This is a genomic window from Paenibacillus sp. FSL R7-0163 (assembly GCF_037969975.1).
In the GTDB taxonomy this organism is placed as follows: Bacteria; Bacillota; Bacilli; order Paenibacillales; family Paenibacillaceae; genus Paenibacillus_AQ; species Paenibacillus_AQ odorifer.
The window spans coordinates 6,247,207-6,262,056 of record NZ_CP150224.1 but is presented as its reverse complement, the minus strand read 5'-3'; the positions used below and the strand labels follow the sequence as shown (position 1 = coordinate 6,262,056).

Annotated in this window: 11 protein-coding genes; 6 read left to right on the top strand and 5 right to left on the bottom strand. The window is 41.6% G+C overall.

Annotated features, from left to right (window positions below; translation table 11 throughout):
- The first annotated feature begins 117 nt into the window (after window positions 1-117).
- Window positions 118-2,739 (top strand): family 16 glycosylhydrolase, encoded by a 2,622-nt coding sequence (locus NST45_RS27510; RefSeq protein WP_076099765.1) that lies wholly within the window; start codon window positions 118-120, stop codon window positions 2,737-2,739.
- Window positions 2,740-2,926: 187 nt separating this feature from the next.
- On the opposite strand, the gene NST45_RS27505 is transcribed toward NST45_RS27510, so the two are convergent.
- From NST45_RS27505 to NST45_RS27490, 4 genes are all read right to left on the bottom strand, one after another.
- On the bottom strand, window positions 2,927-3,307 hold the full coding sequence (locus NST45_RS27505) for a FlxA-like family protein (RefSeq protein ID WP_038573907.1): 381 nt from the start codon (window positions 3,305-3,307) through the stop codon (window positions 2,927-2,929).
- Between the two features lie 202 nt (window positions 3,308-3,509).
- Entirely contained in the window at window positions 3,510-4,220 is a 711-nt protein-coding gene (locus tag NST45_RS27500; RefSeq protein WP_038573909.1) for an ABC transporter permease, read from the bottom strand.
- The gene (locus NST45_RS27495; protein ID WP_339824280.1) at window positions 4,217-5,062 is read right to left on the bottom strand and encodes an ABC transporter ATP-binding protein; all 846 of its coding nucleotides are present in this window, start codon (window positions 5,060-5,062) and stop codon (window positions 4,217-4,219) included. The genes NST45_RS27500 and NST45_RS27495 overlap by 4 nt, the downstream gene beginning before the upstream one ends.
- A gap of 104 nt (window positions 5,063-5,166) precedes the next feature.
- Entirely contained in the window at window positions 5,167-6,102 is a 936-nt protein-coding gene (locus NST45_RS27490) for a LytTR family transcriptional regulator DNA-binding domain-containing protein (protein ID WP_038573913.1), read from the bottom strand.
- A 673-nt stretch (window positions 6,103-6,775) separates the two neighbouring features.
- On the opposite strand from NST45_RS27490, the gene NST45_RS27485 reads away from it, so the two are divergent.
- The 5 genes from NST45_RS27485 to NST45_RS27465 are packed head-to-tail and all read left to right on the top strand — an operon-like array spanning window position 6,776 to window position 14,117.
- Entirely contained in the window at window positions 6,776-8,173 is a 1,398-nt protein-coding gene (locus NST45_RS27485; protein WP_339824278.1) for a radical SAM protein, read from the top strand.
- Window positions 8,170-9,630: a radical SAM protein gene (locus NST45_RS27480; protein WP_036682397.1), complete on the top strand. Its 1,461-nt coding sequence runs from the start codon at window positions 8,170-8,172 to the stop codon at window positions 9,628-9,630. Before NST45_RS27485 ends, NST45_RS27480 begins: the two co-directional genes overlap by 4 nt.
- Window positions 9,631-9,648: 18 nt before the next feature.
- The gene (locus tag NST45_RS27475; protein ID WP_052097394.1) at window positions 9,649-10,881 is read left to right on the top strand and encodes a hypothetical protein; all 1,233 of its coding nucleotides are present in this window, start codon (window positions 9,649-9,651) and stop codon (window positions 10,879-10,881) included.
- Window positions 10,841-11,554 (top strand): ABC transporter ATP-binding protein, encoded by a 714-nt coding sequence (locus NST45_RS27470; protein ID WP_036682398.1) that lies wholly within the window; start codon window positions 10,841-10,843, stop codon window positions 11,552-11,554. Before NST45_RS27475 ends, NST45_RS27470 begins: the two co-directional genes overlap by 41 nt.
- 7 nt (window positions 11,555-11,561) lie before the next feature.
- Window positions 11,562-14,117, top strand: a complete 2,556-nt coding sequence (locus NST45_RS27465; protein WP_051491238.1) for an FtsX-like permease family protein — start codon at window positions 11,562-11,564, stop codon at window positions 14,115-14,117.
- Window positions 14,118-14,243: 126 nt separating this feature from the next.
- Here the strand turns inward: NST45_RS27465 and NST45_RS27460 are convergent, their stop codons facing one another.
- Entirely contained in the window at window positions 14,244-14,777 is a 534-nt protein-coding gene (locus tag NST45_RS27460; RefSeq protein WP_339824276.1) for a YceI family protein, read from the bottom strand.
- Window positions 14,778-14,850 lie beyond the last annotated feature (73 nt).

The window sequence follows — 14,850 nt, the reverse complement described above, 5'->3', positions numbered from 1 at the left end:
TTGGGTTATAACAAAAATAATTGTACCTTTTAGCTGATTATTATATTCGATAGAATAGAGATGACCCTAAATGTAAGCGGTTTCGTTTCTTCATTATTTTATTAAAGGAGGGCAAGTATGAAACGACTTTACAATACGGAAAGTGGTTTTAAGCAGAAGGTATTTAGTTTGTTCTTAGCAGTAGTACTGTTGGCTGGGGTTGGTCTATTGCCGACTTCTAAGGTGCAGGCAGCAGGAACCACAGTTACCTCTATGTCTTACTTTTCAGCGGCAGACGGTCCTGTCATCTCAAAATCAGGGGTTGGGCAAGCTAGCTATGGTTTCGTCATGCCCACATTCAATGGGGGCTCTGCCACCTGGAATGATGTTTCCGATGACGTCGGTGTAAAAGTAAAAGTTGCTGGAAACTGGGTGGATATTGACCATGCAGGCGGCTATACCTACAACCAAAACTGGGGACACTGGAGCGACGGTGGCTTGAATGGCTATTGGTTCACTCTCTCCGCAACAACGGAGATTCAGCTGTTCTCCAAGGCTAATGGAGTTACACTTGATTACACCCTGGTATTTCAAAACATAAACAAAACGACCATTACTGCTATGGCCCCTACACAAGGGCCGCAGATTTCAGCAGGATTTACAGGAAGTGCAGGCTTTACTTATCCTACCTTCAACAATGATCCGGCCGTTACCTATGAAGCCGTAGCTGAAGATCTGAAGGTATATGTAAAACCTGTAAGCAGCAGTACATGGATTGATATTGACAATAATGCAGCCAGCGGCTGGATCTATGATAACAACTTCGGACAATTCACCGAAGGCGGCGGTGGCTACTGGTTCACCGTAACAGAGTCTATCAACGTCAAGTTAGAATCGAAAACCTCAACGGCTAACGTCGTTTATACCCTCACCTTTAATAAACCTGTAAGAAATTCATATGTCTTAACTCCTTATGAGGGAACGACCTTTACCGCAGATGCAAAAGGTGTAATAGGTGTACCGCTACCTAAGATTGATGGGGGCGCTCCAATAGGCACTGAACTAGGAAATTACGTATACCAAATTAACATCAACGGACAATGGGTTGCTATGAGTGATTCCAGCCAGAGCGGATTTGTATACGCCGGCAATGGCTATAACAACATGTCCGATGCCAACCAGTGGGGATATTGGGCTGACTACATCTATGGGCTTTGGTTCCAGCCTGTCCAAGAGGATGTGCAAATCCGTATTGGCTATCCATTAAATGGACAGGCGGGCGGAAGTGTCGGCAACAATTACGTCAACTATACCTTTATTGGTAATCCAGATGCCCCACGTCCGGATGTATCCGATCATGATGACATTGCCATCGGAACACCAAACGACCCGGCGATAGAGGGCATGAATCTCATTTGGCAGGATGAATTTAACGGAACAGCACTCGATACGAGCAAATGGAGCTACGAACAAGGTTATTATATTACTGACGATCCGAATAGCTGGGGCTGGGGCAACGCGGAACTGCAGCACTATACAGACAGTACACAAAATGTATTTGTACAGGACGGAAAGCTGAATATCAGAGCTTTGAACGATTCAAAATCCTTTCCACAGGACCCAAGCCGGTATGCCCAGTACTCATCCGGCAAGATTAACACCAAAGATCAGCTGTCCTTCCAGTACGGCAGAGTAGATATTCGTGCTAAGCTGCCTACAGGTAACGGCGTTTGGCCAGCACTTTGGATGCTTCCGGAAGATGCCGCTTATGGAGCGTGGGCCGCATCCGGGGAAATTGATATTATGGAAGCCAAAGGACGCTTGCCCGGCACGACCAGCGGGGCCATACACTTTGGCGGACAATGGCCTGTAAACAGATATATTGCTGGTGAATATCACTTCCCTGAAGGTCAGACCTTCGCCAATGATTATCATGTGTACTCCATGATCTGGGAAGAAGATAATATGAAATGGTATGTGGACGGCAAGTTCTTCTTTAAAGTCAGTAGAGATCAATGGTATTCCGTAGCTGCACCTAACAATCCGAACGCCCCATTCGATCAACCCTTCTACATCATTATGAATCTGGCGATCGGCGGTCACTTCGACAGCGGTCATACCCCAGATCCGTCGGATATTCCTGCAACAATGCAAGTGGATTATGTTCGTGTCTATAAAGAAGGCAACAGCGAGAATCCGGTAAACGTGCCGGTTACCGGTATTTCTCTGAATCAAACCACTGCGCAGGTGGAGGTCGGACAGACTGTGCAGTTGAACGCCAATGTTGCCCCGTCTAATGCAACCAATAAGCAGGTCACTTGGACCGTATCAGGTACCAACGTCGCTTCCGTGAATCCGAACGGTCTCGTGACGGGACTCACTCCAGGCACAACAACCGTAACGGCTACAACAGCCGACGGTAATAAAACAGCCCTCTCCACCATCACTGTTGTACCGGCAGCATCATCCGGTGTTATCATTGTCGGCGATGAGGTGCGGGGCCTGAAGAAAATAGGTGACGACCTGCTGTTCTATGTGAACGGCGCAACCTTTGCCGACTTACACTATAAGTTGAATAACGGTGGGCAGCTAAACGTAGCCATGACCCCGGCAGGGAACGGTAGCTATACCTACCCTGTAAATCACCTGCAACACGGGGATACCATCGAGTACTCCTTCACCTATAATCCGGGACAAGGGGCCGTCGATTCCCCGACGCTCTCGTATATCCATGGGGTAACCCAAGGAACACCAGAATAAAATAGTTGAACCCTAAGCAACTGCATGAACACAAATAGGCGAGGAGGAAGTGTTGAAGCTTCCCTCTCGCCTATTTTGTTGTTTTTACCGTGCTGCGGGTCTTCTCGGGGGAAGCTCGGCTAGCTAGCCTCATGATTATGGAGTGTCAGTTTATCACCTGACGCTTTCCGCACCTTCGCTCGCTTGCCTAAATTAACGCGTCGAAATGACCCTCCGCGTCCACCGTCGCCGTCCGGGGATCAGTCAGGCCGATGCCCTTGAGGCCTCCCTTTCCTTCATTTCCCCAAAGGGGGAGGTGATCTTGAAGCGGAGAAGCAGGCACAAAATTTACGGAGGTACTGCTCCCGCTTTTCTGTACCAGTTGGGACTCCAGCAGCCGGATTTGCCGCTGCAGCTGCTCCCTGCGATAAGGAGTTTGCATCTCACTTCCTTGTGCCGCATTCACTTTATCCAGTTCCATCATCAGCCGGTTTCGCTGTTTCTCCAGAGAACTGACATCACTCTGTGTACCGCCGTAGGCCGCAATGGTCTGTACGGAGCTGATGCCTGATACTGTCTGTGCCGCCATGATCTTTCCCCCGTTTCCTTGGCTCCCAATCCAAAATCAGCCAAATTTGAAAGTTCTAATCATCTTTATTACCCGGCAGGCCCCGTCATGACAACATCACAGCCTCAATTGGAAAATAATCGTCGTATAGTCTCAGTCGGCCGCTTGTTTCAACCCTACCAAAGACCCACCGAAGGCTGGCTAAAGTCCCTTCAGAGCTCCCTTACTCGTCCTTCAACCGCCGCTGATATAAAATGACAGACACTACTGTTAGCACAACCGTCCATGCCAAATTAATGAGGAGTGGTTTCACTACATCGCCCGTCGTATAACCTGTATTGCTTAGACCCAGCAGATGCACAAGCTGACTGCTTGGCATGTAATCCAGCACTTTGAAGACCGGATAATCCTTCACTAGTACTTCTCCCCACGGTGCCCCCATAAATATGAACGCCACAGGGAGTATAGATAATGAGGATTCAAGCAACGTCTTGGAGAATAAACCGCAGATCGTCCCGGCTGCAGTGTACAGAATAATCGAAAGAATGATTACTGCCACAAATGCCCATATATTAGCTGGCTCATAGCCAAATAATAATGTAGAAATAGCGAGAACAACAGCAGACATGACAAAGACCAGACTGCTTTTACCGATTAGTACATCCATGGTCGTAGCCGGTGTCATCATTAATGACCGTAAAGTGTTACGTTCCTTCTCTTCCGCAATCAAGCAGGCTTGTGCGAAACATGTTAGCAATACAAACGAACTATTAAAAAGAAAACCGCTGGCTCCAGGTAAAGACGCACCTGCCCTCTTGAAAATCAGAGCGATAATAATAGGAAAAATCAGCATAATGGACAGCGCGTAGTTACGTGAAAACTCTTTGTAATCCTTCACAAATATCGCCCGGGCACGTTTGTATGAGATACTCATAGTAGCTCACTTCCTGTCATTTTAATAAAAATATCACCTAGACTTGGCTCTTTCGTTTCTAACCGGTCAATTAGCCCCCGCCTCATCCAATCCGCGATTTGGTCAGCCGCCCCCTCATCGATCGGGAGCTCGTAGGTTTCCCCATTGATTAAGTCCACACTAATTACGTTCTCCCGGTGCTGCCGTTTAAGTTCCTTCGGTGAACCGATGGTTTGGATTTGACCCTGATACAGAATCGCTACACGGTTGCATATCAATTCTGCTTCAGACATATCATGCGTAGTCAGAAAAATCGTAGTTCCTTTCTCATTTAAGTAGCGTAAGCCTTTATAGATATGTGCTGTGTTTACCGGATCTAGAGCCGAAGTTGGTTCATCCAGGAATAATAATTCCGGCTCATGGATAATCGCGCATGCCAGCATGACACGCTGACGCATCCCTTTGGATAAGAGGTTAGCTTTCTTTTTGCGCTCCCCGCTTAAGTTTACAAACTGCAGCACCTTGTCGACCGCAGATTTGGGAAGATCATATAACTTACGATACAACTCCAGATTTTCCTCAATACTTAACCTCTCATATAGACCACTGTTATCCGTCAAAATGCCAAAACGCATCTTCTGAGCAGACTGCTGCATCATCTCCGCCGGCTGGTCAAATACACTTGCCTGTCCACTTGTCGGATTTAACTGTGCCGTTAGAATCTTAATTAATGTTGTTTTGCCTGAGCCACTCGGGCCAAGGAAACCAAAAATTTCACCCTTAGGAATTGAAAAAGAAACATCTGCTAACGCATCCTTTTCTCCAAATCTCTTATGGATACGTTCTACCCGGATAACATTCATTAACTCCACATCCTTAGTGTTGATGGCTTAAACATATACAGATTACATGCTTCCTGCCATCAAAACGCGCCGAAATGTAGCTGTAAGCGCCTGAATGGTACCATTTAAATGTTAAGAAGTGCTTTTAATTCAGGCAATTTTGAACGGGATAACGGAACCACGGCATCTTGACCTGTATTTAATCGCAAGCTGTAGCTATTTTTCGTCCATGTAATAATCTCTCTTACTTTTTGCAGATTAACAATGTAAGATCGGTGACACCTAAAAAAACCGAAATTTAATAATCGCTGCTCGAGCTCGGTCAGCGTCAACGCACAGTCATAATTTTCACCGCCCACATGAACAAGGATTGACCCCTCTACACTTTCTATAAAATCAATTTCAGGCGGATTAAATAAAATCACTTTATCATTTCTTTTGGTAGAGATCTTCTGCAAGGTTATATTGGCCTCGTCTTGTTTCTGTACTTCCTGCTTATCCTCGTCGAAGTCCCGAATATCCAATGGATGAAATCCCGATTCGTTCAACCGATAAATGGCATCACAGGAAATAAGGGCATCCTCTAAATTCGAAGTTAAAATTAAAATCTGCTTTTCTTGAGAAAGATCATCCAGAATCCGTTTGAGTTGACGACAATCTTGCTCTTCCAAGTAAAAATAGGGTTCCTCCAGTACAAGTGTAGGCTGATGCGCAAAAAAGACACGCAGCAATGTCACATACATCCTTTTCGATGAGCTTAGATCCTTGATCTTTACCTTCCGTTCTTCTTTTAAAGCAAAATAATCTATCAACGAAGCGGTACGCTCATTCCTCTCTGTTACTCTGATTAGAAAAGTGATTAGTTCCTCCACCGTTAAACGCATATACTCGTTTTGCCCAGCCCGAAATAAATAATATTGGGAATGATCCCCTAATTGATTCATTAAAAGCTGCTTTCGCTTCAAGTCCGTTATGATGCCAACCGATTGGTTCGGTGTCATATTTAATTCGATCTTCGGTAGAAATAATTCCCCATTATAATAAATTGGTTGAAATTGCATGCCATCCTCCCGGTCAGTGCTGCTATAGGGTATACTTTTTCAATTTTGTTCCTGTTATTTCCTCCTCGATAAATACGATTTAGGTAATATTTAATGCAAATATTAGTAGTCAAGGCATCTAGTTTACCGCATCTCTAGTGAGCAGGAATTCCCTCAACTTAAATTCCTCACTGAGATTTAATACATTTATTTCGAAAATTTTGGAAGAGTTTTGATTTTGTGACTAAATTCACATAATAAGTAGATTTAAAATTATAGAATAACATTGTAAATAAATGGGTTATTAGGGTATCTAAAGAATCAATGGATGTCATTAGGTTTGGGTTAACAATTTTATCTAAAAGCATCTTTCTTCTAGATAAAAATAATATAAAGGAGGTTTACATATGTCGAGTGAAAATCAATTCAAAACTCGCTCCGTGAACGACGACAAGGATCTATGGACAGAATTATTTGATCAGGTAGAAACATTGGAAAATCGTGACGAAATGGCCTGCATTAATCTTTGTTGCTGGAATTGTTGTTTCCAAATTTGAGTCGATGAAAAAAGCCGTTCTCTGCGGCTTTTTTTTACGAATAATTCTTTAATACCCAATATAAGTGATTCACAATAAATTATACAATTAAACAATATTTTTTAATAATTCCAAAATTGTATAGAGGTGAAAATATCATGATAGTAAATAAATACCATTTAAGATATGAGTTTGATGAAAAAAACCTTGTTATCAATACTTTGACAGGCGCTGTAGATTTTTTCACTGCAGAAATGCTTGATTTACTGGATTCAGCAGAGAGTTGGGAACTATCTAATTACCCGCCTGAGCTTAAAGAAGACGATATCGAGTTCTTATTGAGGAGAGGCTACATTTTTGAGAATAATGAAGATAAGGAGCGACGATTAAACCAAGCATCACAAATCATGAATTATGATCAATTCATGCATTATATTATTTGTCCGACTTATGCCTGCAATTTTCGTTGTACATATTGCTTTGAAGATCATTTGCTTCATGAGAGTACACGCTTCATTACCGAAGAACAAATAGAGCATGCGTTTTCCGCAATTGATATTCTGCATAAAGAAAGCGGAATGGACAAAGGATTAATTAACCTATTCGGAGGTGAGCCCCTCTTACCTCCCGCCAAGAACATGGTAGAAAAAATCTGCGAAGAAGCGGAAAAACGAAATTTTATAATCGGTTGTAATACAAATGGTTATCACTTGAAAGCTTACGCCGACATTTTAGAACGCTTTCGCGATTGTTTAAGTGTTATGGTTTCTGTCGATGGCCCTGAGGAAATACATGATAGTCGGCGCTTTTTATCTGGAGGACAGGGTACATTTCAACGGATACACCAAGGCGTTAATGAATTATTAAACCGTAACATCCCTGTTATGATCCGGATTAATATAGATCAAACTAATATTAAAACTGTACCTGAGTTAATAAAGTACTATCATCAATGCGGCTTCTTCGGGCATCCTTCCTTCTCAATAACCTTTGCTCCTGTAACAGATCATACTTGTCTAGGTCTGAGTTCTACTTTGATGAAAGGTTATGAGATTGCAAAGTCTTTAATCCGACACGTCCCTAACTTTACAGAACTTGAAAAACAAAAGAAGATCGGCCTTAGTCCTGAAATGTTCCGTTTCTTCCGGACAGGCATGTTACTTGATCCTGAATTACAAGATAGAGTTGGGATTATTTCGCCACAACTTGTCTACTGTGAGGCTACTGAAGGAAAAACCTATGCTTTTGGACCTGATAATAATATGTATGCATGTCCGGATTTAGTGGGAAAATCAGAATATCGCATCGGCCAGTTCTCCCCTGTTTTTACGAAGGAACCCGTTTTTGACCAATGGAGAAATTTTAATGTTCTACAAATACCCAAATGCAAAGACTGCTCTGCAGCAATGATTTGCGGCGGCGGCTGCGCTGCACAAGCTTTATCAACATACGGAGATCTGGACCTTCCTTGTTGTCCGGATGCAAAGAACATGCTTGGTCAATATCTACACGAATTGCAGGAGGAAGCTGCACAATACGAGGAGGTTAAATCATGATCAAAAGCACATATAATTCTATTCATCCTATTAACAATGGGAATTATATCTTGATTAATTCTCTTAGTGGAGCAGTAGATGTAGTGGATGGTCTAGTAAAGGAACGGCTAGATCGGATTGAACAGACTAATCTGCAACGAGATAATCAAGATGAGGTTGAACTACTTACTTTTTTCAAAAAAAGAGGGTATATCTTTCATAGCCTTGCAGAAGAACAACAAATACTTTTTAAAGTTAAAGATGCAATGGAAAAAATGACGGCAAAGAGTAAATGGGGTATGACCTTCAATGTTTGTACAACATATGCTTGTAATCTAAGGTGCCCCTATTGCTATCAAGGCCATCAAATTCATGACCATAATCATGCATTAGACTCAGATGAAATAACCAAAATGTTCGAAGCTATTACTCAAATTATTAAAATGGAAGAAAATCGTGGCCGCTTCATAGGAGCACAACATCGTATGGTTTTATATGGAGGAGAACCACTTCTTCCGCAGACTAAAAATACAGTTAAAGAAGTGGTAGAACGTGCTGTTAATGAATATGGTTTCCGTATGTGCGCTATTACTAACGGGACATTCTTGCATCAATTTTTAGATATTTTTCAACCTTACCGTGACCAATGGGATTTCTTTCAAATTTCACTTGACGGCCCCAAAGCTGTTCACGATAAACGGCGTATCATGGCTGGTGGACAAGGAACATTTGATCGTATAGTCCAAAATATTGATATGGCCCTGGAACGAGGCTTTGCCGTTGCTACTAGGACAAATGTTAACAAAGAAAATCTGGGTCATCTGGTCGAACTGGCTAATTTCATTGAACAAAAGGGCTGGAATAAGTTCCCCCACTTTGGTTGGCAAGTCACGCCTGTTACTAATCACTTCAGTGAACCAATGCCCGACCACTTACCTGAACATGAACTGTTGATAGCCCTATATGAAATGTTCGGCGACTTGGATTCTTTTATTGATAAATACAACGCAAGACTGGGATCAGTGATAAACATGCGCACCTCACGAATTAGAAACACGATCCGATCTTTTGATTGGAGCAGGATGGACGATATGGATGCTTGTACTTCCTCGGGGGTCACTAGTGTTCCACATTTTAAAGAATGCAGCGCGCGCGAACAACGTTTCTATTCATTTGGGACAGAAGGACTTATCTATGCCTGTCCCGACTCTGTAGGCCGTGCAGAGACCGCCGTTGGATCATTTTTCCCAAAATATGAGCTGAATTCTGAAGCTCATCAGCAATGGGACCGGGGAATTACAGATTCCAAGGAATGCACGGAATGCTCTATCTCTCTCTTTTGTGGTGGTGGTTGTGCTTATGCCAATTTAATGAGGAATGGAGATATTACAAAGCCCTATTGTAATTATGCCAATGAAACAATAGATGTTTATATCAAACATAATAAACACCTTTTCGAAGAATTGGGTACCGTCTAAAGAAAGAGGGGGATAATTATGAATGCGATAGCAGCAACAAAATATCCCCAATTGATACCCTATATTATCCATGAAATGGATGTTTGGGAAGAGGGGGCTCGCTATTTAGTTCACTTTGACAATGGTCTACAAATGAAAGTAACAGAAAAGATTTTAACCATTTTTAACTGTATGGACGGAAAAAAGTCGCTTTTAGAGATTTCTGAGCAATTATTAGAGAAATATGAAGTTGCCCCACGCTTAGAAGAGCTACAATATTTATTAGAACATCTTCTAACTGAGAAGGGTATCGTTGTAGGGAGCGAAAAAATAGCAGAACATTCCTCGGCCATCCGTTTTCGTACTCCACTATTAAATGCAAGCCGACTGGAAGGCTGTTCCCAACCCTTTCAGCATCTTTTTTCTTTAAAAGGTATTTGTATTTTTGGAGTTCTTATGAGTATTGCCCTCTACAACTACATAATAAATTTAAGTCTTTCTGCAAATAAAGCAGATTTAGGTTCTTATCTTTTTTGGATTATTACTTTTTTCATGATTTTGTTTTCGGCTATATTCCATGAATTTGGGCATACAGTGGCGGCTTTTAAATATAATGTTAAACCAAGAGATATGGGGATCGGATTGTTTTTTTTAGCCCCTGTTCTTTTCGTGGATTTGAGTGATGCTTGGAAAGCAAGTAGAAAAGAGCGAGTAGTGATCGACCTTGGAGGTATATATTTTCAATTATGGATATTTATTATATATGAATTATCATCTATAATAACAGGGAGCAATATACTATTTACTGCCAACCATTTTATTTTGCTTTCCATTATTAGCAATCTAAATCCATTATTACGTCTTGATGGTTTCTGGGTACTTACAGATATCCTCGGAATTCCCAACCTGCATACTAGAACTTTTACATTGGTAAAACAAGGATTATTGGGATATGTATGTAGGAAACGACTTTTCCGCGAGAAATTTAGATTAAATATTATCAATATGAGCAGTACTTACAAGAAAGTGTTTTTAGCGTATTCCTCTTTATACTTAATTGTTTTCAGCATTGCTTTAATGTATATGTTACGTTTTATTTTTTCATTTACTTCCCTCTTTCATTCTTGGAACTGGACAAACTTCAAAGGCCTTTTGATAGTGATTGTGATATTAATTCTTCATTTCACCATATTACTTATTAAAAAAATTAACAGAAAGAAGGAAAATTCAGTTGATTGTAGAACAACCGATTCTGGCCATCCAAAATCTTAACAAAGAGTACGAATCCGAAGCCGGCATAATATCTGTTCTTAAGGGAATAAATCTGAAGTTTTACAAAAGTGAGATTGTAAGCATTATGGGACCCAGCGGCAGCGGAAAATCAACCCTGCTTGGGATTATGGGATCCCTAGATAAGCCTAGTACAGGGAAAATCGCACTTGAAGGTAAGTCAATCGAATCTTTATCTGAAGAAAAACTTTCTGATTATCGCGCACAAAAAATTGGGTTTGTTTTTCAATCCTTCAATCTAATCTCTACAATGACCGCTCTTGAAAATGTAATGCTTCCCATGTTCTGCATCAAAGGCACCCGACATAGTGAAATACGTAAAAAGGCAGAAGAAATGTTGAAGCTTGTGGGGATGGGCGATCGGATGAAGCACCTGCCTAATCAACTATCCGGCGGACAACAGCAACGTGTCGCTATTGCAAGAGCTCTGATTAATAAGCCCTCTCTAGTCATTGCTGACGAGCCAACCGGCAATTTAGATCGTGATTCCGGACAGAAAGTTCTTGACCTTATCTTCCGCTTAAAACAGCAAATGAGAATGACCTTCATTATTGCTACCCATGATCCAGAGGTTGCTTCAAAATCCGACCGAGTGATTTACATTAGAGATGGAAGGGTTGAAACTGAGGATCCTTGTCTGAGTAAAGGAAGGTGAATATCTGATGATATGGCTGAGCTCTGCCGGGAGAAGTTTATTACGTAACAAATTAAGAACAATTTTCACTATATTGTCTCTCATTATTGGAAGTGCAAGTTTCTTTAGTATGTTCCTATTATCTGAATTGGCGCCACGTTCTATTGAGAATTCTGCCAAACTGCTATTAGGTGGGGATGTATTAGTCCAGTCCTACCTTAAGCCACTACAGAGCAATATAGTGAATGATATATTCCAAGACATGGGAGAAATCGACAGCCATTCATCTTCATATGTCGGACAGAGCATGGTGCAATCCAAAAATAAAACAACAAGCGTGATCTTGAAGGGAATTGATACGAAGACTTACCCTTATTATGGGGAAAATCAATATCCTGGCATCCGTTCACTTCAAGCAAATGAGGTCCTTCTTGCTGATAATGCAGCAGATCGCCTACAGGTAAAGGTTGGAGAAAAAATTTGGTTGCCGAGCGCGTCTGATGGAAGTCTGCATGAGTACAAGGTAAAAGGATTAGTACTTAATGTTCAAGAGTCTTACGGAGATGCGGATATTTTTGGAGCTGCTTATCTTCCGTTGAATGAAGCAGCTAATCTGCTAAACGCTCCAGCCGGAAGCACAAATGAAATTCTTATCCATTGGAAAGCGGGCACACCAAAGACTTCTTGGCAAGCAGAACTTGAGAAGCATCTGCCAAGTGCTACACTAACGGACACGAAAGAGCGGACAGACGAAAGCTTGGCTCAAGCCAAGACCCTTCTTTTACTTTTACAATTGTTCAGTCTGCTTGCACTGGGAATCAGCGCTTTGACAGTTTCAAATACAATGAAGCAGGCAATGAGCACTAGAATGCGCGATATTGCAGTTATGAAGGCAATAGGTGTACGCTCTCGCTCAGTTGCCGGTACCTTTTTAACAGAAGGTATTCTTATCGGGACGATAGGAACTATTACTGGAATAGTAACAGGTCTTCTAGTGAGTACTTGGTTAACTTCTTACGTAGGCAAAATGTTAGCTATACCGTTGTCTTGGGAGTTTTCATGGAAAGTCACAATTGTTACCTTCGCAGTAGGAATGCTAATGGCACTGATATCAACATGGATTCCTCTAAAAGGAATGCTCATCGTCTCTCCTATGCAGCTATTGCTTGAAGGAAACCATCAGATCCCTTCTTATCGGGTACGCTTTTGGAAAAGAGGACTCTTATTATTACTGATTTCGCTAGTTGTAGCATTCTACTTACAAAAAACACTTTTTCTGGGTTCAACCGAATCCATTAGTTCTAGAGTCGTTCTATCTTTTTTAGGGATTCTACTGATTATTATATTGGTAAGTATATTTGTGAAGGTATGTTCTTCTGCTTTCTCTTTCATTTTCAGAGTGGTTGGAAGCATGAGGAAACTCATCTCTCCTCGTTGGTTTATCCCTTTTCATAATTTATCATCTGGAAGAAAACGATACGGACTATTGGCTCTTATCTTGAGTGTTGGTGTTGCATCAGCAGTATCAAGCGAACTTTTCGCTGATAACTTAACTCAGTCTGTCAGTCAACAGTTAGAGACCGAGGCCAAAGGAAATCTACTCATCACAAGCTCCTTAGTAGAGTCTGAAGCAGTCAAGGAAGCTTTTCAATCTCTCGATATTAAAAAGTGGACAGAGGGTGTCCAGATGAACGGTCTTTTAAGTTCAATTAACGGAAGTGAAGCAACTTCTCTTTTTCAGCAAAAGTCAGACGGGAATAAGTTCTTCGCTTCCAATAAATTGAGCATTGAAGGTGTTGACCCTTCACTTGCATCAAGGTCCTATTCCATTATTGGTGGACGTGACCTTATAGAAGATGATTCATCGCACAAGACCGCATTATTATTGGAAGATTATCAACAGTTGGGAATTAAGACAGGCGATACAGTTGAAGTTACAATGGGAGAAAAGAAGATTCCTTTCAAAATTGTTGGCTTTTTTGAATCAGGGTTCGTAAAAACAGTAGGTATGAGAACAACTAAAGATATATTGTCTAAATATGGGGCGCCTAACCGGGTAATGTTTTCTATTGACGGAGGGACCCTGACTACGGGTTTACTCTCTGAATTAAACGGTGTACTTCCAGCATCCGCTATGGCGTATTCAGTATCAAGTACAGCCTCCGAAAGCTTAAATTCAATGATACGTATGATAAGTGTATTCTTCTCTATAGTGACTTTATTTGCCTTCATTACAGCGATACTTACCATCGGGAATCAAATTGTGATAAGCCTTTTAAGAAAACGCAGAGAAATTGCAATCATCAAAGCAGTGGGAGTATCCAATGGTAAGACATTACGGTCAATCTTGTTAGAGAACTTTGTTTTATCTTTAGTCTCAGGAACTGCTGGTACAGGGATAGCTTTGTTGTTAACGACTGTAGCTCTAAAACTTATGTTCAAGTTACCTGTCCTGGTTGATGTTAAATGGGTGATTTATGGGATTGGCCTATGTGTTATAACCACACTCTCAGTGGCTTGGATAGCGGCGAGGCCTGCTCTGCTTACTAAACCTACGCAGCTCTTACAGACCAACCAGTTATGATCTAATAAGGCTCTAATGAATTGGTACTTAAATAGTTACTGTCCCTCTCTATTACGCAGAGAGGGATTTTTTTATACCTTGTCATAACTACGTTTGGTGTAAAAATACATTAATTTGTGATACGGTTCACAGTATTTTAATTGCCTCAATACAAAGCTCGATCCTCACTTCATTTCCGACTATAATTCCACCCGTTTCCAGAGGCGAGTTGAATTTCAAACCAAATTCATTACGATCAATACTGGCTGTTGAATGAAATCCTACACGTTCCCGTCCGCGTGGGTCCTTGTTTAGTCCTTCAAATACAGTATGAAAAGTAACAGATTGGGTTACTCCATGCAGAGTTAGATTGCCTGGAAGTTCATATTGCCGCTCACCAGCAAAGACGCAGTTGGTGCTTTGAAACGCAATGGTTGGATACTTGGCAGCATGAAGGAAGTCGTCGCCCCTCAAATGTTCATCTCGCTGCGCTTGGCGAGTTGTGATACTATTTGCGTCTATGGAAGCCTGAATACCCATAGTTGTTAACTCGTTGGGATCAAAACTTAAGATAGCCTGGAAACGCTCAAATACTCCTTTGATTTTATTAATCATTAAATGCGTCACCGAAAACTCGACGGAGCTGTGGTCCGGATCCACTTCCCATTTGATATTACTCATGAATAAATTCCACCTCTATAATAAGATTATGAGCAAGGTCACCCTATCTCCAAAACACTGCGCTACTCGCTAT

Coding starts and splice junctions, on each gene's coding strand:
- NST45_RS27475 (WP_052097394.1), top strand. CDS start 9,649: ATGAATGCGATAGCAGCAACAAAATATCCCCAATTGATACCCTATATT.
- NST45_RS27510 (WP_076099765.1), top strand. CDS start 118: ATGAAACGACTTTACAATACGGAAAGTGGTTTTAAGCAGAAGGTATTT.
- NST45_RS27480 (WP_036682397.1), top strand. CDS start 8,170: ATGATCAAAAGCACATATAATTCTATTCATCCTATTAACAATGGGAAT.
- NST45_RS27490 (WP_038573913.1), bottom strand. CDS start 6,102: ATGCAATTTCAACCAATTTATTATAATGGGGAATTATTTCTACCGAAG.
- NST45_RS27495 (WP_339824280.1), bottom strand. CDS start 5,062: ATGAATGTTATCCGGGTAGAACGTATCCATAAGAGATTTGGAGAAAAG.
- NST45_RS27505 (WP_038573907.1), bottom strand. CDS start 3,307: ATGGCGGCACAGACAGTATCAGGCATCAGCTCCGTACAGACCATTGCG.
- NST45_RS27485 (WP_339824278.1), top strand. CDS start 6,776: ATGATAGTAAATAAATACCATTTAAGATATGAGTTTGATGAAAAAAAC.
- NST45_RS27465 (WP_051491238.1), top strand. CDS start 11,562: ATGATATGGCTGAGCTCTGCCGGGAGAAGTTTATTACGTAACAAATTA.
- NST45_RS27460 (WP_339824276.1), bottom strand. CDS start 14,777: ATGAGTAATATCAAATGGGAAGTGGATCCGGACCACAGCTCCGTCGAG.
- NST45_RS27500 (WP_038573909.1), bottom strand. CDS start 4,220: ATGAGTATCTCATACAAACGTGCCCGGGCGATATTTGTGAAGGATTAC.